Source organism: Rickettsia sp. Oklahoma-10 (assembly GCF_039954865.1).
Taxonomy (GTDB): domain Bacteria; phylum Pseudomonadota; class Alphaproteobacteria; order Rickettsiales; family Rickettsiaceae; genus Rickettsia; species Rickettsia oklahomensis.
In genome coordinates this window covers 266,153-289,227 of the sequence record NZ_CP157197.1, presented here as the reverse complement: position 1 = coordinate 289,227, position 23,075 = coordinate 266,153, and the positions used below count along the sequence as shown (strand labels likewise).

The window sequence follows — 23,075 nt, the reverse complement described above, 5'->3', positions numbered from 1 at the left end:
TATTTTAATAAACTAGAATTTTAGAAATCATAGAAGATTAAATTATTTTAAAGTGATGAATTTAATGATTTAGATTAAACATTCGAAAATCGCTGGAGTTTTTGAGTATAATTAAAATAAATATAAAAAGAGTACCATTTTAGATGAATTAACTCCTATTGATTCGTAACAATGACGTAAGTAATTTCAAACTATGTATATTGGACAAAAACTTACTTATAATTATTAAATTTTTAAAAATTGATACCAATAACAAGAAAATAAAATGAATTTTATTGATGAAGTTAAAATATATATAAAAGGTGGAAACGGTGGTAATGGTTGTGTTAGTTTCCATCGTGAGAAATTTATTGATAGAGGCGGACCGGACGGTGGTAACGGAGGGCGTGGCGGTAGTGTTATTTTTAGAAGTAATCACCATCTTAATACTCTAGTAAATTATCGATATAAGCAGCATTTTACCGCTGAGAACGGCGAAAATGGTAAAGGTTCAAATAGAAGTGGCAAATCAGGAAAATCGTTAGTTCTTGATGTTCCTATTGGCACGCAAATCTTTTCAGAAGACGGTAAATTATTGCATGACTTTACTGAGGATGATCAGAGCTTTGAAATAATTAAAGGAGGAAGCGGTGGTCTTGGTAATAGCCATTTTAAAACATCAGTTAATCAAGCGCCAAGGAAGCATACAGAAGGGAAGATCGCTGAAGAAATGTGGATTCATTTAAGCTTAAAACTTCTCTCTGATATTGGATTTGTGGGGCTTCCAAATGCCGGTAAATCTACTTTTTTATCAGTTGTAACTGCTGCTAGGCCTAAAATTGCTGATTATCCCTTTACTACTTTAATACCGAATCTTGGGGTGATATATGTTGATGACGAAGAGTTTGTCATAGCCGATATTCCAGGCTTAATTGCAGGAGCTCATCAAGGTCATGGTCTTGGTGATAAATTCTTAAAACATATAGAGAGATGTAATGTATTAATACATTTAATAGATGGCTCTAGTAATGATGTAGTTGCAGATTATAATACGGTACGTCTTGAACTTGAATCATATTCCAATTATCTAAAAAACAAAATCGAAATCATATGTCTGAATAAATGTGATATTCTTACCGATAAGGAGATACGGGAAAAAATAAATAAGTTGCGGAAAATTACTAATAAAGAAGTTTTTCCTATCTCTACCTATACTAATACCGGAGTAAATAAAGTAGTCAAACTTGCTTTAGAGGTTATAAAAATCGGGAGTAATATTACCTAGTGAGGAGCTATTGTTATATGGATCGAAAACGTACATGGTATCATACGTCTTTATCCAAAAAATAAATAAGAAATACCAATAATTTTAAACTAGATTCTGCTACAAACTCAGGGTCCAATCGGGGGGGGATTGGGAATCGGTCCATGTAACAAACCATATGGTCGCTTGTTAATGACGGGATTAGCAAACTTTAAATCAAAGTAATACGTTGCTCTTCTGCTTCTAGATATTTCTCTAGTTCTTCCTTAGTATATTTCTGTTCTTTAAGTTTTATTTCATTATTAAATATATATTGGACAGTTTTATCTTCTAAAGCAGGGCCTTTCAGTTCCTCAATTGCTCTAGGATTTTTTTTATAAAAATCAAGAATTACATTTTCTTGCCCGGGGAAATTACGTGCTTGTTGCATAATAACTTTTCTTAAATCATCAGACTCTAATTGCAAATTTTTAGATTTTGCATATTCAGCAAGTAATAAACCTATTCGCACACGGCGTAATGCTAATTTGTTATAATATTCTGTTATTTCTTTAGAGGATTTATCTTTCAATAATGATGCATCTTGTTCACTTTTATCAGTCTCTGATTTTAAAATATTTTTTTCTTGCTCTAATAAAGATGCCGGCACATCAAAATCTAACAATTTTTCTAACTTATCAAATAAGTGCATTTTCATTATAGTATTAATAGCTTCTTCCGACTCATTTTCTATTTGTTTAGCAAAATGTGTACGCAATTCTTCAAGGCTATTACTTTGGAATTTTTTAGCGAATTCGTCATTAATAAGGGTAGGTTCTGCAGTATGTACTGCTTTAATTTGTACTACAAAACGAGCATCCTTACCTGCTAAATCTTTAGCATGATAATTTTGAGGAAAAGTAACATTAACATCTACTTCACTACCTGTTTTAGAACCTATTAATTGTTGCTCAAAACCGGGAATAAGTGTATTACTACCTATTACTACCTTAAAATCATTTAATTTACCGCCTTCAAAAGTTTCATCTTTAATATATCCAATTGCATCAATAGTAACCTGATCTCCATCATTTATTTTTACTTTACTTTCTTTGGTATAACTTTTTGTTAATTTAGCAAGCTTTTCTAGTTGTTCTTCAACATCTTTAGGGCTTACTGCTAATTTTGGACGGTCTAGTGAAATTTTCTTTAAATCTGGAATAATAATTTTAGGTAATAGCTCTATCTTTATAGTAAATTCTAAAGCTTTGTCAGGCTCATTTTGCAATTCTTCAATTTTGGGTCTACCGATTATATTTAGATTATGCTCTTTAATAATGTAATTTACCGATTGGTTAATTCTTCTTTCTATTATATCATTCCTGATGGAAGGACCATATTTTTTCTTAACAATTGAAACCGGTACTTTACCAGTTCTAAAACCTGCTATTTTAACTTTTTTGGTTAAATCAAGTAATTCTTTTTGAATCTCATCATCTATCTCACTTAAAGGAGTAGAGATTTTTGCATGAAAATCCAATCCTTCGTTTTTTAATACGGTAACTCCCATTATTAATAACCCATTATTAATTCTATATGTAGTTTGCTAATCAAAATAAACCAAAGAGCTGAAATATGCAATAGTTTTTATACACTCGATGAACTTGACAAATTGGTGAAAATGTCCTTGTAAGTTCTGGGATGTTGAACGTTTGTTATATGCTCCGCTCCTCGGCTTACAAAGCTATTGCTCTTTTTGAAGTTGATCTTTATATAACGACTTTTTATTTTACCGGAATAGAAAGTATAAGCTTATGAATTAATAAGATTCAAACGTACTTCTTCGTTGAGTTCTTGTGTAGCCTCTAATTCTATACCAAGTGTGGTAAATATCTTGACTAAAGCTACAGATAAATCATTGATCATTTTATCAGTATGGGCAGGGGTTGGGATGATTCTTAAGCGTTCTGTACCCCGTGGTACAGTTGGAAAATTTATATGTTGAACGTAAATGCCATATTTATTAAGTAACATATTTGATGCTTTAGCCGCTTTTATTGGATCGCCGATAATTATCGGTACTATATGACTCTCATTTTTCAAATAAGGTATATTAAAACGTTCAAAAGAGTTTTTAAGTTTTGCAACTACTTCTTGATGTTTTATTCGTTCTTTCTTTGATTCTTTAAGATGTCTAATACTATGTGTTGCAGCGGTAGAAATTACCGGTGGAAGAGAAGTAGTAAAAATAAATCCTGAAGCGGTTAGTCTTATAGCATCGACTAAATTATGATTGCTCGTGATATAACCGCCAATAGTGCCATAGGCTTTAGCAAGCGTACCTTGAATAATATCGATTTGATTGCTATAATTCAGAAGCTCTGCAATGCCTCCACCATGCTTACCGTATAAACCAACCGTATGAACTTCGTCTATAAAGGTTAAAGCGTTATATTTTTTGGCTAAGTTAATTATATCTTTGATAGGCGAGAAGAACCCGTCCATAGAGTAAGCCGATTCAAAAACAATAATTTTCGGTCTATTAATATCGACTGATTGCAGAAGTTCTTCTAGATGCTTAGCGTCTAAATGTTTATATATATATTTTTCGGCTCTTGAACTTCTAATTCCTGCAATGATTGATGCATGATTTAGCTCATCGGAAAAAAATACTATATCTGGCATAATTTTAGCAAGGCTTGCAAGCGTTGTATCGTTTGCAACAAAACCAGATGTAAAAACTAAAGCTGCCTCTTTATTATGTAAACTTGTCAGCTCTTTTTCAAGCTCAAGAATGGCGGTATGATTACCGCCGATATTGCGGGTTCCACCTGATCCAACACCATATTTTAGTAAAGCATCTATAGAAGCTTGCATTACTTTTGTATGTTTACTCATACCCAAATAATCATTAATGCACCACATAACTATTTGTTTATCTTCATGCTCTGCAAAAGGAAAATTATCTGCTTGTCTTTTTAAAGCTTTAAATTCTCGATATCTTCCTTCGCTTTTTATCTTATCTATATGTTTGCTAAATATAGTATCGTAATAAAACATTAGAACTATTGGTTTATTAGAAAATTTTTACGTGAAATCCGTTGTCAAGCAATGGTATGACAACAGATTTCATGTTTGGGGCCATTCTATATTAAAATTAAAGAAGCTTAAAGTTATAATATGGCTTTTTGTATAATATCGTTTAATCTTTTTGAAAACGCACCGGTATCAGCGACAGGTTCACCCTCTAAAATACAGGCTTGATCAAATATTAGATTAACTAACTCTTTATTATTTTTATTATTTGCTTTTAAGTCGTTAAAGAGTTTCTCTATAATTTTATTTTTAGGATTTAGTTCTAAATTTTTAGCTGATGCATTAGCTATTTGTTTCTGCTCTATTAAAAACCTCTCCATACGAATATCCATAGCAGATTCACTCACTGCAAGACAAGCAGGGCTTGAGGTAAGTTTTTTAGATATTTTAACGTCCTTAACTAAATTCCCTAGTGTCTCTTTAAAATAATCAGTTAGTAATTTATATTCATCATCGGATTTTTTACTATCTGTATTTTCTCCTTCAGATGGTGAAGTAGTTTGCTCTACATTGATATCGCTTCTAGTAGCAGATTTAATAGCATGCCCTTTATATTCACTATTAACATTTACCCAAAAATCATCAACAGTATCAGTGAAAAGTAATACATCGATATTGTTACTCAGCAATCCTTCGATTTGTGGGCTTGAAAGTAATTTATCAGGATTATCACCGCTTAAATAATATATAGTATTTTGTCCTTCTTTTAGATTTGCTATATATTCGTCAAGGCTAATCATTTTATTATGCAAGGCACTTCTAAATATACATACCTCTAATAATTTTTCATGATCGGTAGTAGCCTCACATAACCCTTCTTTTAACGCACCGCCGAAATTAGCCCAGAACTTATTGTACTCTTCAGGTGATTCTTCTTTCTTTTTCTTAAGTTCACCCAGCACTCTTTTTGTAATAGCATTTTTGATTTTCTCAAGTATGCTATTATGCTGTAGTGATTCACGGCTAATATTTAGCGGTAAATCTTCTGAATCAACCACACCTCGTAAAAATCTTAAATATGACGGAATTAAATCAATATTCTCATCAGAAATAAATACTCTTTTTATATATAGTTTTACTCGTCTTTTGCGATCAGGATGGAATAAATCAAATGTTTTGTTTGATGGAATGAAAAGTAGGTTAGTAAATTCTATAGCACCCTCGTTTTTATTATGCAGAGTAATCCACGGATCATCTATAGCGTAAGATAAGCTTTTATAAAATTCTTTATATTGTTCTTGCGTAATGTCTAATTTTGGTCTTGTCCATAATGCAGATGCAGAATTTAATTGTATTTCGTTGTTGCCGTTCGCATCAAAGAAATATATCGGTACTGCTATGTGATCAGAATAGCTTTTAACAATATGCTTTAACCTGAAGTGATCAAGGAAATTATCTTCTTCCTTTTTGATATGTAAAACGATTGCCGTACCTCTTGTGAATTCTTTATCTGAATTTGAGACAGTATATTCACCAAGTCCGTCTGATTCCCAAACATAGACTTTATCTTCTCCTGCTTTTCTTGAAGTTACAGTTACTTTATCGGCTACCATAAAACTTGAATAAAACCCAACGCCAAATTGACCGATTAGCATATTATCTTTTTTAGAATCACCAGATAAGTTTCTAAGAAAATTTGCCGTTCCTGATCTTGCGATAGTACCAAGGTTTTCGATTAAATCCTCTTTATTCATGCCTATACCGTTATCACGAATAATAATTTGTCCATTATTCTTATCAATTTTAACCGTAATTTTAAAGTTACTATCGCCTGCTACTAATGTGTTATTACTTTGAGATAAATAGCGTAGTTTATCACAAGCATCTGAAGCATTGGAAATTAACTCTCGCATAAAAATTTCTTTATGACTATAAAGAGAATGAATCATTAAATTTAAAATCTTGCCAACCTCGGCATCAAACTTTTTCTTTTCTTGTGTCATATTAAACCAATTTATAAATTATTTTTTCCTCATTTTAAGGAAATTTAAGTTTTATTGCATAGTTTGGTAAATACTCTTAATGTCATTATTCCTGCCTACGTGGAAATGACATCGGTGTACTATAGCAACAATATCCTCTCACTTAATATAGGAATTAATAATCGAATTTAAATAGCTTTTATCAATATTTTTTATCAATATTGTTTTTAAGCTATGAGTATGACCTTTAATAATTTCGATATTACTGCGTGATAATTTCCATTCTTTTGCTAGATAATTTATAATTTCTTTATTAGCTTTACCTTGCTCAGCTACAGCTTTTATAGATAATTTTAGATATGGAATATTTTTAATAATTACAAAATCGCTAATTAGATTCTGTTTAGAATTAGGTTTTACTTTAAGATTAAGTAAAGTCTGATTTAAAGAAGAATTATAATTGTAGAACTTATCCATAAATATTTTTTATCAAATTTGCTCTTATTATTTCAAAAAAAGAATCCTTGCAAAATTTTGCTTAAACTGATAGTATTAGCTTATTATAAATGTTTAGCACCCTTAGCTCAGCTGGATAGAGCAACAGATTTCTAATCTGTGGGTCAGAGGTTCGAATCCTTTAGGGTGCGCCACTCTTAGTTTTTCGATAAATTTGTAAGTGTATACGCCAATTACACTTTGAACTGTATCGATTATTATCCGTGATTAACTGCTGAATCTTTTACAAGCTAATAATCTACTAAGATTATAGTTGCTACAAAATAACTAAAAGTTATCGATATACAGCCAGACTTAAAACGCTACTTATTGTTGCAATTTTTAATTTTTGTTGTTTAATTGTAATTAACTATTATTAATATAAATAACATAACTTTTTATAGAAGATTTAAGCTCTTGGAAAGAAAAATTTAAGACTTGTTTTTATGGTAAAAAATTACTTGATAAACTTGAATATTTAAACACTATAGATATTCTTAAATCAAGAAACGGATATAATTATGCTTGCAAATATTACAGCTTACAAATGAGTCCCAATCAGGGTTACCCTTACTATTTCACCTGGTTGAAGGGTGATTATGCTAGCTGCATTTGCAGCATATTAAGTTCCTAAGCTTTAAATACTATTATGCCGCAAGCTGCACTACTTATACAGAAGTTATATATATATAAATGATCATCAAGATTTTTGGCAAAGAAATAGCAAAACATATGGAGGGTTAAACCTTAACTTATGGAAAAATTTAGTGTCGCAGAAAAGCTACGCCTATTAATTAGGCAAAAAGATATGAGACCGTACTTAATAAAGTTATTTGATCGTATTCATAATACAAACATTAGCAGCTAAGTCGCCTGAGAAAGCAAAGAAAATTATAGAAGAGACTTTTAATAATTTTATAATTCTTGCTAAGTAACTTAAGATAGGCAATGTTATAGAGATATTAAAGGAAAACTGCTATAAATATTTATCAATTAAGCAAACTTCACTGAAGAAGCAAAAGATTTTATCGGGTAATTCCCAACTTTCTTTCTCCAATCTTTTACAAAATGAAATATACCAAATCTAATATTTGTTGTAATAATTAATACTAACTAGTTTCCAAGAATTTTTATTAAATGAGCGCAACCAAAAGTGAGTAACATACATACCAGTACTGATAAAGTACATGAAGTAAAGTGTTTAGAGGTTGGAAAATGTCTAAAACAATTTGGTGCAATCGGCAAGATTGAGGCATAATCCATTAATAAATATTTGATTTGGCATTGAAGCTTTATTTAATAAATATGGATGTTATATTATAAATATTGAACATCCCTAATAATGCTGTAGACTTTTTAAAGTTTTAAAGGTTATATATTTATAACTTAATACCGTTACTACTTATTAAGTTCTATTAGATAGTCTGAATTTTGTTTGATAACTTGATCAGGAGTACAGTTAAATTTAGTTATAAGAATATCACCACAATAGATGTATACAAAATAAAAACATACAAGCCATGGGCCATGCACAATCCATTAAAATATAGAGTTGTTTGCTGTCTTTTATCAATTTTTTCTTTCCAAATAGGATTATTTTCTAAATACTTTTTTATATTTCTATTTAGCTTTTTCAAAAGTTTTAAGTAATTTATGCTTTGCATTGGCAAATTCAGGAGCTTCTCTTAATGTGGTTCTCATTAATGTTCCTGTAATATAATTAAATCTATAAGAAGTAACAATATTAGTAAATCCCTAAAGCCGAGCAAGTTCCTACAGCAGAGAGAACCGTAGTTAAGGCTACAATAGGATATTTATAATAGAATGCTTTTTTAGAACCATAACAACATTGGTTTCTTTTTGCCGTAATATTCTGAATTCAAATACTAATTATCACAAACCAGAGGGATATCTAATATATTAGACCAAACTTTATCCCAACCTTTTGTATGAGAAATATTAGGAAAAGTTTGCTTTTTTACACATGTTGAGCTGCTTGTTTTTACATAAAGTTCTGTTATGAAAGGTGGAACCCTTGTGTCATCCATGCCAGCGAGATGTAATTGCGGGATATTATTAACCTGCTTTGCATAATTTATTGGATTTAACGATTTAACTAAATAACCATGATAATTATGATATTTATCAAACTTTTTAGTATCTAAATTACCGGCAATCGTTATAATATCTTTCACATTACTATTTTGATTAGCGATTAATATTGTAAGTCCACCACCGCCTGAAAAACCGATTAAGCTAAATTTTTGTCCGTTATTAATAATATTTATAACATTGTTAATTGAATCTACAACTTCTTGTCCCATTCTTTTATCTAACCAATAATCGCTAATGCATTTTGGGTTCATTTCTAAAGGTGTATATTGACAAGGCCTTGCTATATAAACGACATTTGGTCTCTTATCGATTGCAGCAAGTTTCAAGAGCATTGGATTAACCGGAGTAGGATTATCAGAATTAGCAGATCCATCTGCAAGATGCCCATCCCCTTCAATATAGAATACAAAAGGTAAGTTAAGGTTGGTAATACGCTGATAAGTAGTAAGGGTAAAATCACCTCCGTTTACCAGCTGCATCTGAAAGTTATTTTGAGTTGCTATATCTTGCAAATGCTTTACCCTACTAGCTACATCATAAGTAGTAGAACACCCTGAAAGAAATATTGACACTAAAAATATTATTGTCCAAATGAAATTTTGCATAACAATTTTGATTAAAATGGTATTTCATCATCTAAGTCGCTATGATCAAAGGAATGAGTTTTAGTTTCAAGATGTTTATATTCGTTATGTCCTAAATCTTGAGTATGATTATTAGAATTTTTACTATCTAATAATATTAATTGTGCATTAAAGTTTTGTAACACAACTTCCGTGGTATATTTTTCTTGACCTGAATTATCATTCCACTTACGGGTTTGCAATGAACCTTCAATATATAATTTACTACCTTTTGTAACATAGCGTTCCACAACAGATACTAATCCTTCACTAAATATCACTACTCTATGCCATTCGGTTCGTTCTTTTCGTTCGCCGGTGACGCGATCTTTCCAAGTTTCAGTTGTTGCTAAGGAAAGATTAATAATTTTTTTCCCTTCTCCTGTAGTTCTAATTTCAGGATCACGTCCTACATTACCTATTAATATTACTTTATTTAAACTACCTGCCATAGATTAATACTACCTATTTTAAAATATTATTATTGCAATAATAAAATAAAAGAGCCTATAATACTACAGGTTTTTTAAAAAAAATCTCAAAAATTTTATAGTGCAGTGGTTATGAACCAAGAATATATTAAGGTACGCGGTGCTAAAGAGCATAATCTAAAAAATATAAATGTTGATATTCCAAGGAATAAATTTGTTGTTATTACTGGTCTTAGTGGTTCAGGTAAGTCTTCTTTAGCGTTTGATACTATTTATGCAGAAGGACAAAGGCGATATGTTGAAAGTTTATCTTCATATGCAAGGCAATTTTTACATTTACAAAATAAACCAAATGTGGAATCTATTTCCGGATTATCACCTGCTATTGCAATTGACCAAAAAACTACTTCCAAAAATCCGCGTTCTACGGTAGGCACTATAACAGAAATTTACGATTATCTTAGGTTATTATATGCAAGGGTGGGTATTCCTTACTCTCCAGCGACCGGTCTTCCTATACATAGTCAAACAGTTTCAGAGATGGTGGATATAATTAATGAATTACCTAAGGGTACGAAAATATATTTACTAGCTCCTATTGTTAGAGGACATAAGGGTGAGTTCAAGCGTGAAATTATGAATCTGAAAAAGCAAGGCTTTCAGAAATTAGTAGTTAATGGGGAAGTTTGCGAAATTGATTATTTACCGAAACTTGATAAAAATAAGAAGCATAATATAGAAGTCATTGTGGATAGAATAGTTCTAGACGAAAATTTAGGTAATAGACTTGCAGATAGTTTAGAGAGTTCGTTAAACCTTGCCGAGGGTATTACTTATTTAGAAATTGTAGAATTGCCGCTGGCAGTTAAGACCGAGTTTAAAAAAAATCAACGTATTACTTTTTCCCAGAAATATTCTTGTCCAGTATCTGGTTTTCAGCTTACTGAAATAGAACCTCGAATCTTTTCTTTTAATAGCCCTTTTGGAGCATGCCCTAAATGTGAAGGAATGGGTAAGGAGTTTTTCTTTGATAGAGACTTAATTGTTCCGGATCAAAGAATATCTATTAAAGATGGTGCAATCGTGCCTTGGGGTAGCACCTCCTCTAAATTTATCCTAGAGACATTAAAGGCTCTTGCTGATCATTATAAATTTTCTATTGAAGTACCTTTTATAAGTTTATCACAAAATGTTAAGGATATTTTATTTGAAGGTTCAGGAGAAGAAGCAATAAAATTTGAGTTTCACGATGGTTCTAAAACGCAAATAATAAAACGACCTTTTGCTGGTATAATACCAAGTTTGCAAGAAAAGGATCGTACTATAGAATCGGTTTTAATTAAAGAAGAACTTGTTAAATTTAAGTCAGAACATAAATGTACTGCGTGTAACGGATATAGATTAAAAGACGAAGCATTATGTGTTAAAATAGCAAATTTTCATATAGGCGAAGTAGCAGGTATGAGTATTGCCGCCTTGTACAAATGGTTTAGTCACTTAGAAGAAAAATTAAATAAAAAGCAATTATTTATTGCCGAGCGTATACTTAAAGAAATTACCGAGAGATTAAAATTTCTTATGAATGTCGGGCTTGATTATCTAACGTTATCACGAGAAGCAGGTACTTTATCGGGAGGGGAAAGTCAGCGTATTCGTCTTGCATCTCAAATAGGTTCAGGACTTAGCGGTGTTTTATATGTACTTGATGAGCCGTCTATTGGTCTTCATCAACGAGATAATACGAGATTAATTGAGACACTCAAAAGGCTACGAGATCTAGGTAATACCGTTTTGGTAGTTGAGCATGACGAAGAAACAATGTATAAAGCAGATCATATTATTGATATAGGACCAGGAGCTGGTATTCACGGTGGACGCGTTATTGCGGAAGGGAATGCTGAAGCAATAAAGAATGTTGAAGACAGTATTACAGGTAGGTATCTAAGCGGTCGTCAAACAATTAAAGTGCCTTCTGAAACACGAATAGGACATAATAATAGGGCAATCGAACTACTTGGAGCAGTTTCAAATAATTTAGATAATGTTGATATCAAAATTCCGCTTGGTACGTTTACTGCTATAACAGGAGTATCGGGAAGTGGTAAATCAAGCTTGATGATTCATACTCTATATAAAGCAGCTTTAAAGCATTTAGAGCCAACTAGCAAAGTATTCCCTGGAAAATATAGAGAGTTAAAAGGACTTGAATATATTGATAAAATTATCGATATTAATCAATCTCCAATAGGTAGAACCCCTCGTTCAAATCCTGCGACTTATACAGGTGCATTTACTCATATTAGAGATTGGTTTGTAGAATTACCTGAATCAAAAACTAGAGGTTATAAAGTAGGCAGATTTTCGTTTAACGTTAAAGGCGGTAGGTGTGAAGCATGCCAAGGTGATGGGTTAATTAAAATAGAGATGCACTTTTTACCTGACGTATATGTAAAATGTGATATTTGTAATGGTTATAGATATAATAGAGAAACGCTTGAAATAAAATATAAAGGGAAATCAATTGCCGATATATTAATGATGACTGTAGAAGATGCGATGAAATTTTTTGAGAAAATCCCGTTAATCTACGAAAAACTAATCACCTTAAATGAGGTCGGGCTTGGCTATATTAAGATCGGTCAATCTGCTACTACTCTTTCAGGAGGTGAGGCACAGCGTGTTAAGCTTGCTAAAGAATTATCAAGACGTTCAACTGGTAAAACGCTTTATATACTTGATGAACCAACTACAGGATTGCATATCGACGATATTAATAAATTGTTGAAAGTGTTACATAAACTTGTTGATATGGGCAATACCGTTTTAGTTATCGAGCATAATCTAGATGTTATCAAAACAGCAGATTATATTATTGACGTTGGTCCTGAAGGTGGTGACAAAGGTGGTAAGATAGTTGTATGCGGTACTCCTGCCGACATTGCTGCATGCATTGATAGTCATACCGGTATATATTTAAAGCGATATTTGAAAAATAAGTCTAATGCCTATGATCGTGGTGGTGAATATAGAAGCCTAGAGAAGAAAGTGCATTTGAAAATTCAGAGTTAGGAGTTATTTCATTTGGTATTCCGCTGCAACATATGTGACCGTTTAAGCATATAACTTGATCTGAGTTTTTTATTACGGTAAATAAATCGTGAGAGATCATAAAAACTGTAATATTTAGTTTTTTACGAATTAGATTAATAAGCCAGTAAAATTCTTGTTGACTTGTTACGTCTAAAGACTGCAACGGTTCATCTAAAATAATTAAGTCAGGATTATTAACTATTGCACATGCAAGAACCAATTTCTGAAACTGTCCTCCTGAGAGCTTGGAAATTTCTTGATCTTTTATATGTTCTAAATTAATAAATGAGTTAATCTCTTTAATATTGTTCTTAAAGTTATTTGGTGCTAATAGATCTAAAAATTTTTTCACTGTGATAGGTAAGTCAGGACTTAGTCCAAACTTCTGGGGTACATATCCGATTTTTAATTTGGGATTAATTATAATCTCGCCGCTTGTTGGTTTTTCAAGTCCAAGCATTAATCGTACTATGGTCGTTTTACCTGCGCCGTTAGGTCCAATTAAAGTGGTAATATTGTTTTTTATGACAGTGAAACTAACGTTATTTATCGGTAACTTATTACCGAATTTTTTAGATACGTTACGAAACTCTATTATAGGTTTTCCCATTTATTTATCTATGGAATAAATTCGTATTAGTTTTGCCTCAGCAAGTAAATGATTTTGGCAAAGTTAATACTAAATCTTGTTTGCTAGCACTCTCATCAAGTTCAAGATAATCATTTAGAGCGTAATTTGAAAAAACAATGATGAGGTTGTTTATCAGTAGGCGGACAAGGACTACCGTATTTTTTCTTTCCAGCTATTATTTTAATATTGCCATCTCTTGTCCTTCTGAAAATTCAGTCATTAATATATTATCCAATGATCCAATATACCATGCAGCGGTTATTTTTACCAGTGCATTAGGAAAAACTTAGGATCTGAAGTAGCATGGTGCCACTCTAAATGTGGTGAAAGATTTTGGCCTTTACAGATGGATTTATTAGAAGTATGGTCATTATGTTTAAATGCTGTACTTGTTATTATAAAAGTCATAATTATTTATTTCTATGAGTGTTGTGTACATTATTCCGCAAAAACAAGAATCCAGCTTTTTTGGACTTCATCCCGGGAGCTTGTAGTGAGTCCGGTCTTTTTTAATTTTTCTGGATGCTCGCTTTTGTAGGAAATAACATAGAACTATTTATCAATTCACAACTTGCCATTGTCCGTCAGGTTGGCGGCATGCATTACCATATGCTTTTTGTTCTTTCCCGCCTATTACAACTGTTTGAGTGTACTCACGGCAATATTGACCAGTGCTATTTTTATAAGTTTTGCTAGGCGTAACATAACCGTAATTACCGTTATCTGGATTATGCCATTCTATGCTAGTACCGCTAGGTATTGTTTCTAAAGCTCTTTGTGAGGTGCGTTCTGCAAGTCTTCTATCTTGCTCATCCATACCTGCACCGATTTGATTACCAAGGATAGCACCTAGTAACGCTCCAGCACCTACTCCAACAAGCTGTCCTTTACCTTTACCAAACTTAGAACCAATTAATGCACCTGCTGTACTGCCGATTAGTGTACCCTGACCTTGCTTGTTCATACCACCTGGACTGGTACATGCTTGTAACATAAAGGTTGTAAGAGCTATAATCATAATTTTAGATAATAGTTTCATATAAATTCTCTCTAAATTAATATAATTTAATAAGTATATGGTTTTTAGAATTTTGTAAAGTGTAAAACTCATTGAATTTTATATTTTCTTTGTTAAACTAAGAATATTCAATTGGAAAGATTTGTTATGGATACTAATAGTCGTAATCAGTTAATAAAATCGGCATCTTATTTATCCGTTACTATTGCATTAATTATTTTAAGTATCAAATTATATGCTTGGGTTGTTACCGATTCACAATCAATACTTGCTTCTTTAATTGACTCGATTCTTGATATCACTTCCTCCTTTATTAATTTAATAGCTTTAAGGTTTGCTCTGCAACCACCTGATTATCATCATCGATTCGGGCATGAAAAAATGCAGGATTTAATAATTTTTTCTCAATCGATCTTTTTCTTTGCTTCAGCTTTTTTTGTAGTTTTTTCTTCAGTTAAATCTTTATTTGAAAACACAAAACCGGAGAATATTAGCTACGGTACTACTGTAATGTATGTATGTATACTCTTAACAATTATTTTAGTACTTTATCAAACTTATGTAGTTAAAAAAACAGGATCGGATATAGTACAAGCAGATAAGCTTCATTATTTCACGGACTTACTCACTAATATTATAGTAATTATCTCAATAAATTTAAGTGATCATTTTTGGTTTGTTGATCCACTATTTGGGGTAGTTATTTCGTTATATATATTTCACTATTCTTATTCTTTGTTTAAAAAGGCATTTAAAAATTTAGTAGATCATGAATTACCTGAACAAGATAGGCAAAAAATTATCTCGATAGTTAATAACCATTTAGGTATAAAAGGTATGCATGAAATGAAAACTAGATATGCCGGTCAAAAAGCTTTTATCCAGTGCCATTTAGAAATAGATGGTAATGTGTCGCTGTATAATGCTCATAAAATTAGTGATGAAATTGCTTTTGAAATATTGCAGGAATTTCCAGAAGCTGAAATAATTATTCACCAAGATCCTCATGGATTCGAAGAACATGTAAATTATCGTGAATCTATTGTTAGAGAAAGAAACTAGTTTTAATAACTTTTTCATGCAGCAAGCTTTAAAACAAGCTAGGATTGCTTTTGATAAAAATGAAGTTCCGGTTGGAGCAGTAATTGTAGATAGATTAAATCAGAGAATTATTGCTAGTAGTTATAATAATACCGAAGAAAAAAACAATGCTCTTTATCATGCTGAAATAATTACTATTCATGAAGCATGTAACATTATATCTTCTAAAAATTTAAATGATTATGATATTTATGTTACTTTAGAGCCTTGTGCTATGTGTGCAGCAGCGATTAGTCATAGCAGGTTGAAACGTTTGTTTTATGGAGCATCTGATCCTAAACATGGGGTTGTTGAAAGTAATTTGCGATATTTTAACAGTAGTGCTTGTTTTCATAGACCGGAAATATATAGCGAAATTCTTGCCGAAGATTCAGGACTATTAATGAAAGAGTTTTTTAAAAAAATAAGAACTTGCTATTCCTAATCATGGTAGAGCATTGTTACGTAATTCAAATGATGTCATTTCTGTGAAAGTGGAAATTTTTTCATGGCTTGAGTAATAGCCCAATTTTCATTCTCTACGTAGGCGGCATAATAGTCATGTAACAGAATCGCTTTTAATTAGGAATGAAATTGAGAATAAGAAAAGAAAATATGTTAAAACTATTAATTCCCTATTATTTTAATAAATTATCAAAGGTTATAATACCTATATTAACTATATCTACTTTCATAATGATGGTTATAGGTCTTTATTTAGCTCTTATAGTTTCGCCGGTCGATTATCAACAAGGTGAGTTTGTACGCATTATGTATGTTCATGTACCTGCTTCTTGGATGGCCCTTGGTATTTATGTTTTTATGGCAGTTTGCAGCTTTGGTTATTTAGTATGGAAAACTACTATTAACTATTTGTTAGCTGTAGCTTCTAGTCACGTTGGAGCTACTTTTACTTTGATTAGTTTAGTAACAGGTTCTTTATGGGGAAAGCCTATATGGGGAATATGGTGGGTTTGGGATGCAAGACTTACCTCTATGCTTATATTATTTTTATTATATTTAAGCTATATTATAATAGTGAATAGTGTGGATAATATAAGAAAAGCACAAAATCCAGCTTCGATCATTGCTCTTATCGGCTTGATTAACATACCGATAGTAAAATTCTCGGTAAATATTTGGTATAGCCTGCATCAGCCAGCTAGTGTTTTAAGGCTTGGTTCTCCTACTATTCATTCTTCAATGTTGAAACCCTTAATTATTATGTTTATAAGTTTTGTATTATATTTTTTATTAATACTAACTATGCGAACTTCTGTATTAATTTATAAAATTAAGAATCGATAATAAAATGACTTATGTTGTAACCGATGAATGTATAAAATGTAAATATACTGATTGCGTTGAAGTATGTCCCGTAGACTGCTTCTATGAAGGGGAATTAATGCTAGTCATTAATCCAGATGAATGTATTGATTGTGGTGTATGCATTCCTGATTGTCCTATAGGTGCCATCAAACCCGAATCACCGGAGTTAATAGAATGGGTAGAACGTGCAAAAGATTTTATAGAGAATAAGGGATGGAAAAATATTACCAAAAAAATGCCTGCTTTGCCTGATGCTGATAAATTTAGAGATGAGAAAGACAAGTTTAATAAATACATGTTTGCTGAAGTATGCTCCGAAGTAAAATGAAGAGTGAGTTATATGAAGTTCAAATTGAAAAATAGCAAGGAATCTACAGAGTGATGAGGAACAGAGCATATAAATATGTTAGTACCATATTACTTGTAGGATGACGTAGTCAATTTTCAAGTGGTGTGAGTGTATTTATGTGTTTATTTTATCACAAAACTTAATAAAACGAATATAATAGCCGATTAAATATAGAACTAAAAAATATAATATGTTATCTCATTTAAAGATAATGTTTAATTATTAAATTTGAGGTGTTAATTATGAAAAAGTTACTTTTAATAGCTGCTACAAGTGCAACAATTTTATCTTCTACCGTATCATTTGCTAATAGTATGGATAATGAGTGGTATTTAAGAATAGATACCGGTGCATTAATGTTTAATAAAGAAAAAGATAAAGCAACTAATGTTAAATTAAAATCTAATACCGCTATTCCAATTGATTTAGGTATTGGTTATTATATTTCTGAAAATTTTAGAGCTGATTTAACTTTAGGTACTATAATCGGTGGAAAGTTAAAATCTGGAACCGCAACTAATGCACCTTTTTCTGGTACTAATTTTTCAGTAACCCATAAACCTACTATTACACGTTTACTTATTAACGGTTATGTAGATTTAACTAATTTTGATATATTTGATGTTTTTGTCGGTGCCGGTGTTGGTACTTCATTAGTTAAAGAGAAAGTTACATATAATGGGATAACCGGTCTTGCATCTACAACTAAAAACAAAACCAGTATTTCTTATAAGCTAACTTTAGGTACTTCTGCACAAATTGTTGACGGTTTCAAAGTAGAACTAGCTTATAGCTTGATAAACGACGGTAGAGCAAAAAGTAAAAACGTAGTTTATCAAGGGCAAAATGTACAAACCGGTGGAATGCGTTATCAAAGTCATAACTTAACAGCAGGTATAAGATTTGATATATAATTAAGAATATATTGATAGTTTTATAACCTAATGTCATACCATAGTTTGGTATCTAAGAAAACAATTTAAGATACTAATAATATTAGTATTTTCAGTTTAGATCCAGCTACAAGCGCGGGGTATAACAAGTCAGGGATATCACTTACAAACTATTTTTTATCGAATTTAGGTAGAAATTGTAATAATTATTATCTAATATCGTTTTTACTAACAACAAAAATTTAAAGGAAAAATTTAACAATATGAAAAAATTATTTTTAGTAGCAGTTGCAAGTACAACACTTTTAACTTCTGGTCTTTCATTTGCTAATTGTGATATGCATTCCTCTGTAGATTCATATACTAATTTACCGATGTCATCATCATCTATGGAAAATCAATGGTATTTAAAACTTAATGCCGGTGGCATGATTTTTAATAAAATAAAATCTAAAGGCACAGATTTTAAACTAAAATCTAATACTGGTTTTACCGGTAATATCGGAGTAGGTTATTATATCATGGATAATTTGAGAACCGATTTAACACTTGGAACAGTAGCAAATGTTCATCTGAAAAAATCAATAACTAAAAGTTCAAGAGATGCTACTCTTACTCAGTCAGCAAAACAACATAAGCCTAGTATTGTAAGTGTATTACTTAACGGTTATGTAGATTTTGCTGATTTAAGTATGTTTAAAGTTTTTGCTGGTGCCGGTGTTGGTCTTGCAATGGTAAAAGAGAAAATCACAGGCAAAGGCATTCCTACAAGTGCTAATGGTATAACTGTTAATGATCCTAGCCTAACTACTAAAAATAAAACAAATGTTGCTTATCAATTATCTTTAGGTACTTCATTTGAAGTAGCACAGGGTATAAAAGCAGAACTCGTTTATAGCTGGATAGATTACAGTAAAACAAAAAATACCACTAAAATTATTGATGGAGTCACATATAAATTTGGTGGAACCCGTTATAAAGGTAATAACCTGATGGCAGGGTTAAGATTTGATATGTAATTAGTTCTCAAATCTTTTTACAAGCTATTAAATTAACACGAAAAAGGAGTCTTTAAATTTAAAGACTCCTTATTTTTATTTGTGTACTTTGGCTGTGTTTTATCATCCCTCATATGTGGTAACCACTTTTAAAATTTAAAAGAACCATGCAACAACAATGTCATAAGATTTGTAGGAATGAATGCAAGAATATAAATGTTAAGAGATTTGATCATAAATATATTATAAAAACAGAAAAAGAATATGAAGAAGCATTAAAAAAATAATTTATTAGATACAAAAGAAAATTTCTCAGAGACTGAAAAATCAGAAATATTATCAATATTAGTAGAAGATTATGAGCTTAAACGTTATAAAATAGAAGCACCTGATCCAATTGAAGCAATTAATTCTAGGATAGAACAGTTTAGTTTGGTTTTTCTAGAAAAGATTTAGAAAAGAGCATAGGTTCAAGAAGTACAATATCTGCAATTCTTAATAAAAGAAGACCTATAGACCTATTACTTTTTTTATGATTAGAAAATTAAATAAAAATTTAAATATTACAGCAGATATTTTAATGCATATGAAATTCACAAGAAGAAAGCATAATGTTCATGCCTTAGAGAGTAAAGTTATTTTAAAGCTAATTAAATTTTTTTTGCTATAAATATTAAATATATAAATTTTTTGAAATATGAGCAGCTATTTCAGCAAAAAACTTATAATTTTCGCTATTAAATCTCTTTAATTATTAATTAAAATCACTTTACATGCAGCTTCCTAAGGCTTTTGCTTATAGAACGTTACATTCATTCGATGTATTGCATCAAAGCCTAAATAAATTTTAATACGTTCTAGTATAATATCTTGATAATAAGGTAATTCTGCTGCAATGGCATTATCTTCTGCTTGTATAAATAGTGTATTAATTTTCCGTTTTTTATAAGTATATGTGGTAATTTTTAAAGGTAAGGCTTTAGTGCTGAAGTTAAAACCGACTATTTTATTCCAGTTAATCATGATTTCAGGCAACAACGGATGTTGTTTAACAAATATACGTCTAACTATTTTATCAATATCCTCTTTGATGAGCTTCATTTTAATAAACTCTGCACTGTTAAAGTTATGACAGCTAAAGCAAGTATTATAGATATTATGGGAAAATATAAAGATATAACTGATATGATCATTAAAAATATATTACAAACTGCTATAATTGATATTACTTGTTTATGAGACTTACCTTTTTGTACTGCTTTTTGAAAAAAATGTTTTAAATGAGGTTGCCAAATTTTTTCTTTATTGAGTAACCGAATTAATATGGTTAACACTGCATCAGTAATGTAATATAAGCTAGCAATAACACAAGCTATAAATAAATTAGTATTTGTAAGAGCAAGTAAGAGTAAACAAAGACCTGTTAAGAATCCAAGACTAATACTTCCTACATCTCCTAAAAATATTTTTGCCGGATGCCAATTAAATATTAAAAAACCACAAGAACAACCAAGAATGATAACATTTACACTAGATATAAAATACGGGTTATCAATAGTTGAAAATTGTAAAAAACATAATATAAGCATGGTGCTAGCAAGATGAATAGATTCTATGCAACTCATACCGTCTATACCGTCCATAAAATTATATATATTAATAAAACCGCTTAAAGCTACAACTAAAATGAAATATATTAGTATATGTAGGGAGTTTACCTGCGAGAAAAGAACAATAGCACAAGTTGCGCAAATTAAATGGACTATTAAGCGAATTAGAATAGGTACAGCTTGTAAGTCATCTAAAAAAGAAACCGAGGAAATTACCAGTAATAATGGTAATATTTTTATTGAATTAACAAGATTATTGCTCGTTATATATTCAAACCCACTCAGGGCAATCATTACAACAATTACAATCGCAAGACCGCCTCCGCGCGGTGTTATCTTGTCATGAAAGCGACGACTACTCGGTACATCAACTAAACCAATTATAGGAAGATATTTAGTTAATATATATGTTAATATAGCGGTTGCTATAAAAGAAAAAATAAATAATGTACTATAGTTATTTATATTCATAGTAACGTATTAGATTTCAAATTATAATATTTACAGGGTTGCATGTTTCTACTATCTTATTTGTCATATGAATATCGGCTTTTAAAGGTTTAGAGCTACCACTTGGATGGTATGTACCAAGTATAAGGTTTATTAAAAAATAAAGCTCGTTTCATTACCTAGTGTGGATATACCACAGCGCTTGGTCTATAAAACCTCATCGCAATTAAAATATTTTTTTATTTAAAAATAATATATGAAATTGCGCTAAACGTATATTGCACATTAACTTTTAAATAATCAATCAAAGAACTCAAACAATAATATTTTTATTTATTATTTTTTGTTTCAATACTCTATTGATTAACTTGCATATTAGAGCAAAATTAGTGTATAAATTTTCATTACTAATTAATGTTTCCTTATCAAGATTAAATCTTTAATATCAAAATGGTTAGGTAATTTTTAGCAAGAGGTTTTGCGTCTTTATAAGGGATAAGCCAATAATAGTATCATTTCAAGTAATTTGTAATCGGCAAAATGTTCTGCTCCAGTGGCAATAACACGTTCTTTTACTCTTTTGCGGTTACCTATATAATGAGATATATTTGATGAACTTGAAAAATTGGCTACATCGTCTTTGTAAGTCCTTGGATGCTCAAATATTATTATATGCTCTGCTCCTTTGCTTACAGACTGCTTACTCTTTGCCAGGTTGATCTTCGTATGACTATTCTTTATTTCACAGGAGTATATGTCTATTTCATTATTGTAGAGTTCTATCAGATTATTATTTAACATATGGAGGATAATTAAGTTTTTTATGTGATAACGTAAATATTTCAAAGCCGTCTTTAGTCACGCCTATAGTATGCTCAAATTGAGCCGATAATGATTTATCACGGGTAGTCACCGTCCATCCATCTAGTTTACTTAATATTGTGTCATAATGACCGGCATTTATCATAGGTTCAACGGTAAAAAACATCCCTTCTTCTAGAGTTAGACCTGTGCCACTGCGACCGTAATTTAATATTGATGGCTCATCATGAAAAACTCTCCCGATACCATGACCTGTATAATCTCTTACTACCGAATAATTATGCTTTTCGGCATAACTTTGAATAGCATGTCCAATATCACCGAGTGTAGCCCCAGGTCTCACTACTTCAATGCCTTGCATCATTGCATCATAGGTTACCTGAATAAGACGTTTTGGCTTAATTGCTACGTCACCGACATAATACATGCGGCTAGTATCGCCGTACCAACCGTCTAAAATTACTGTAACATCAATATTTACTATATCACCGTTCCTTAAAGGTTTATCATTTGGAATGCCGTGACAAACTACATGATTTATCGAAGTACAAATCGATTTCGGAAAACCTTTATAATTTAATGGTGCAGGAATAGCATTATGAGAAGTAATAAAATTATGACAAAGGTCATTTAAAATATTGGTAGTAATATTTGGTTTTACATAATCAGTAATAAAATCGAGTGTCTCTGCAGCCAATTTTCCTGCTGCCCGCATCTTATCAAAATCTTTTTCTGTGTGGATTTTTATAGTCATGAATTTTAATTACCTTTCATTATGAATTACTTGAGAGTTTTATATAATTAAGTAAAAAAATATATTTTGCATAATACAAAATGATGCTTTTTATGTAAATAACTTATACCATTATTGAGAAGTGCTACCTATGTTACTTGATTTTTT

At 31.0% G+C, this 23,075-nt stretch carries 19 protein-coding genes, 1 tRNA gene and 2 pseudogenes; 9 read left to right on the top strand and 13 right to left on the bottom strand.

Annotation, left to right across the window (positions count from 1 at the left end; all coding sequences use genetic code 11):
- Positions 1–265 precede the first annotated feature (265 nt).
- On the top strand, positions 266–1,264 hold the full coding sequence (gene obgE, locus AAGW17_RS01320; RefSeq protein ID WP_347939142.1) for a GTPase ObgE: 999 nt from the start codon (positions 266–268) through the stop codon (positions 1,262–1,264).
- Between the two features lie 190 nt (positions 1,265–1,454).
- Here obgE and tig read toward each other — a convergent pair whose 3' ends face one another.
- The 4 genes from tig to AAGW17_RS01295 form a co-directional block, all read right to left on the bottom strand.
- A complete protein-coding gene (tig, locus tag AAGW17_RS01315; RefSeq protein ID WP_347939141.1) occupies positions 1,455–2,792 on the bottom strand; it encodes a trigger factor in 1,338 nt (445 codons plus the stop codon).
- Between the two features lie 242 nt (positions 2,793–3,034).
- Positions 3,035–4,282, bottom strand: a complete 1,248-nt coding sequence (gene hemA / locus AAGW17_RS01305; protein ID WP_347939140.1) for a 5-aminolevulinate synthase — start codon at positions 4,280–4,282, stop codon at positions 3,035–3,037.
- Positions 4,283–4,395: 113 nt separating this feature from the next.
- Positions 4,396–6,261 carry a molecular chaperone HtpG gene (gene htpG / locus AAGW17_RS01300; protein WP_347939139.1) on the bottom strand — a complete coding sequence of 622 codons (1,866 nt, stop codon included), beginning with the start codon at positions 6,259–6,261 and terminating at the stop codon, positions 4,396–4,398.
- Positions 6,262–6,399: 138 nt separating this feature from the next.
- A complete protein-coding gene (locus tag AAGW17_RS01295; RefSeq protein ID WP_347939138.1) occupies positions 6,400–6,717 on the bottom strand; it encodes an A1G_07140 family DUF167 domain protein in 318 nt (105 codons plus the stop codon).
- A gap of 96 nt (positions 6,718–6,813) precedes the next feature.
- Here AAGW17_RS01295 and AAGW17_RS01290 point away from each other — a divergent pair.
- A tRNA-Arg gene (locus tag AAGW17_RS01290) sits at positions 6,814–6,890 on the top strand.
- A 1,731-nt stretch (positions 6,891–8,621) separates the two neighbouring features.
- Here the strand turns inward: AAGW17_RS01290 and AAGW17_RS01285 are convergent.
- Both AAGW17_RS01285 and AAGW17_RS01280 read right to left on the bottom strand, forming a co-directional pair.
- Positions 8,622–9,455, bottom strand: coding sequence for an alpha/beta hydrolase family protein (locus tag AAGW17_RS01285; RefSeq protein ID WP_347939137.1), 834 nt, complete (start codon positions 9,453–9,455; stop codon positions 8,622–8,624).
- 11 nt (positions 9,456–9,466) lie between these two features.
- Positions 9,467–9,925: a single-stranded DNA-binding protein gene (locus AAGW17_RS01280; protein ID WP_347939136.1), complete on the bottom strand. Its 459-nt coding sequence runs from the start codon at positions 9,923–9,925 to the stop codon at positions 9,467–9,469.
- A 111-nt stretch (positions 9,926–10,036) separates the two neighbouring features.
- Here AAGW17_RS01280 and uvrA point away from each other — a divergent pair.
- Positions 10,037–12,892: pseudogene (gene uvrA / locus AAGW17_RS01275) on the top strand (excinuclease ABC subunit UvrA); the annotation flags it as partial.
- Positions 12,893–12,902: 10 nt separating this feature from the next.
- On the opposite strand, the gene AAGW17_RS01270 reads toward uvrA, so the two are convergent.
- Both AAGW17_RS01270 and AAGW17_RS01265 read right to left on the bottom strand, forming a co-directional pair.
- Positions 12,903–13,604, bottom strand: a complete 702-nt coding sequence (locus AAGW17_RS01270; RefSeq protein ID WP_347939135.1) for a metal ABC transporter ATP-binding protein — start codon at positions 13,602–13,604, stop codon at positions 12,903–12,905.
- Positions 13,605–14,184: 580 nt separating this feature from the next.
- A complete protein-coding gene (locus AAGW17_RS01265) occupies positions 14,185–14,664 on the bottom strand; it encodes an RT0821/Lpp0805 family surface protein (protein WP_347939134.1) in 480 nt (159 codons plus the stop codon).
- 126 nt (positions 14,665–14,790) lie between these two features.
- Here AAGW17_RS01265 and AAGW17_RS01260 point away from each other — a divergent pair, with 126 nt between their 5' ends.
- The 6 genes from AAGW17_RS01260 to AAGW17_RS01235 all read left to right on the top strand — a co-directional run bounded on the left by AAGW17_RS01260 (position 14,791) and on the right by AAGW17_RS01235 (position 19,313).
- A complete protein-coding gene (locus AAGW17_RS01260; RefSeq protein ID WP_347939133.1) occupies positions 14,791–15,705 on the top strand; it encodes a cation diffusion facilitator family transporter in 915 nt (304 codons plus the stop codon).
- Entirely contained in the window at positions 15,677–16,168 is a 492-nt protein-coding gene (locus AAGW17_RS01255; protein ID WP_347939132.1) for a nucleoside deaminase, read from the top strand. Before AAGW17_RS01260 ends, AAGW17_RS01255 begins: the two co-directional genes overlap by 29 nt.
- 170 nt (positions 16,169–16,338) lie before the next feature.
- Positions 16,339–17,031, top strand: a complete 693-nt coding sequence (locus tag AAGW17_RS01250) for a heme ABC transporter permease (protein ID WP_347939130.1) — start codon at positions 16,339–16,341, stop codon at positions 17,029–17,031.
- 4 nt (positions 17,032–17,035) lie between these two features.
- A complete protein-coding gene (fdxA, locus tag AAGW17_RS01245) occupies positions 17,036–17,380 on the top strand; it encodes a ferredoxin FdxA (RefSeq protein ID WP_347939129.1) in 345 nt (114 codons plus the stop codon).
- A 263-nt stretch (positions 17,381–17,643) separates the two neighbouring features.
- Positions 17,644–18,315 carry an outer membrane protein gene (locus tag AAGW17_RS01240; protein WP_347939128.1) on the top strand — a complete coding sequence of 224 codons (672 nt, stop codon included), beginning with the start codon at positions 17,644–17,646 and terminating at the stop codon, positions 18,313–18,315.
- A gap of 242 nt (positions 18,316–18,557) precedes the next feature.
- Positions 18,558–19,313: an outer membrane protein gene (locus tag AAGW17_RS01235; RefSeq protein ID WP_347939127.1), complete on the top strand. Its 756-nt coding sequence runs from the start codon at positions 18,558–18,560 to the stop codon at positions 19,311–19,313.
- 762 nt (positions 19,314–20,075) lie between these two features.
- Here AAGW17_RS01235 and AAGW17_RS01230 read toward each other — a convergent pair.
- From AAGW17_RS01230 to map, 5 genes and pseudogenes are all read right to left on the bottom strand, one after another.
- The gene (locus AAGW17_RS01230) at positions 20,076–20,393 is read right to left on the bottom strand and encodes a DUF721 domain-containing protein (RefSeq protein ID WP_347939126.1); all 318 of its coding nucleotides are present in this window, start codon (positions 20,391–20,393) and stop codon (positions 20,076–20,078) included.
- Complete coding sequence (locus AAGW17_RS01225) at positions 20,390–21,373, bottom strand: MraY family glycosyltransferase (RefSeq protein ID WP_347939125.1); 984 nt, start codon at positions 21,371–21,373, stop codon at positions 20,390–20,392. Before AAGW17_RS01225 ends, AAGW17_RS01230 begins: the two co-directional genes overlap by 4 nt.
- A gap of 16 nt (positions 21,374–21,389) precedes the next feature.
- Positions 21,390–21,497 (bottom strand): JAB domain-containing protein, encoded by a 108-nt coding sequence (locus AAGW17_RS01220; RefSeq protein ID WP_347939382.1) that lies wholly within the window; start codon positions 21,495–21,497, stop codon positions 21,390–21,392.
- Positions 21,498–21,665: 168 nt separating this feature from the next.
- Positions 21,666–21,958 (bottom strand): annotated as a pseudogene (locus AAGW17_RS01215) (DNA repair protein).
- A gap of 184 nt (positions 21,959–22,142) precedes the next feature.
- The gene (gene map, locus AAGW17_RS01205; protein WP_347939124.1) at positions 22,143–22,928 is read right to left on the bottom strand and encodes a type I methionyl aminopeptidase; all 786 of its coding nucleotides are present in this window, start codon (positions 22,926–22,928) and stop codon (positions 22,143–22,145) included.
- Positions 22,929–23,075 lie beyond the last annotated feature (147 nt).

Excerpts from the sequence above, each read along its gene's own strand:
- obgE (WP_347939142.1), top strand. The coding sequence starts at position 266 with ATGAATTTTATTGATGAAGTTAAAATATATATAAAAGGTGGAAACGGT.
- tig (WP_347939141.1), bottom strand. The coding sequence starts at position 2,792 with ATGGGAGTTACCGTATTAAAAAACGAAGGATTGGATTTTCATGCAAAA.
- hemA (WP_347939140.1), bottom strand. The coding sequence starts at position 4,282 with ATGTTTTATTACGATACTATATTTAGCAAACATATAGATAAGATAAAA.
- htpG (WP_347939139.1), bottom strand. The coding sequence starts at position 6,261 with ATGACACAAGAAAAGAAAAAGTTTGATGCCGAGGTTGGCAAGATTTTA.
- AAGW17_RS01295 (WP_347939138.1), bottom strand. The coding sequence starts at position 6,717 with ATGGATAAGTTCTACAATTATAATTCTTCTTTAAATCAGACTTTACTT.
- AAGW17_RS01285 (WP_347939137.1), bottom strand. The coding sequence starts at position 9,455 with ATGCAAAATTTCATTTGGACAATAATATTTTTAGTGTCAATATTTCTT.
- AAGW17_RS01280 (WP_347939136.1), bottom strand. The coding sequence starts at position 9,925 with ATGGCAGGTAGTTTAAATAAAGTAATATTAATAGGTAATGTAGGACGT.
- AAGW17_RS01270 (WP_347939135.1), bottom strand. The coding sequence starts at position 13,604 with ATGGGAAAACCTATAATAGAGTTTCGTAACGTATCTAAAAAATTCGGT.
- AAGW17_RS01265 (WP_347939134.1), bottom strand. The coding sequence starts at position 14,664 with ATGAAACTATTATCTAAAATTATGATTATAGCTCTTACAACCTTTATG.
- AAGW17_RS01260 (WP_347939133.1), top strand. The coding sequence starts at position 14,791 with ATGGATACTAATAGTCGTAATCAGTTAATAAAATCGGCATCTTATTTA.
- AAGW17_RS01250 (WP_347939130.1), top strand. The coding sequence starts at position 16,339 with ATGTTAAAACTATTAATTCCCTATTATTTTAATAAATTATCAAAGGTT.
- fdxA (WP_347939129.1), top strand. The coding sequence starts at position 17,036 with ATGACTTATGTTGTAACCGATGAATGTATAAAATGTAAATATACTGAT.
- AAGW17_RS01240 (WP_347939128.1), top strand. The coding sequence starts at position 17,644 with ATGAAAAAGTTACTTTTAATAGCTGCTACAAGTGCAACAATTTTATCT.
- AAGW17_RS01235 (WP_347939127.1), top strand. The coding sequence starts at position 18,558 with ATGAAAAAATTATTTTTAGTAGCAGTTGCAAGTACAACACTTTTAACT.
- AAGW17_RS01230 (WP_347939126.1), bottom strand. The coding sequence starts at position 20,393 with ATGAAGCTCATCAAAGAGGATATTGATAAAATAGTTAGACGTATATTT.
- AAGW17_RS01225 (WP_347939125.1), bottom strand. The coding sequence starts at position 21,373 with ATGAATATAAATAACTATAGTACATTATTTATTTTTTCTTTTATAGCA.
- map (WP_347939124.1), bottom strand. The coding sequence starts at position 22,928 with ATGACTATAAAAATCCACACAGAAAAAGATTTTGATAAGATGCGGGCA.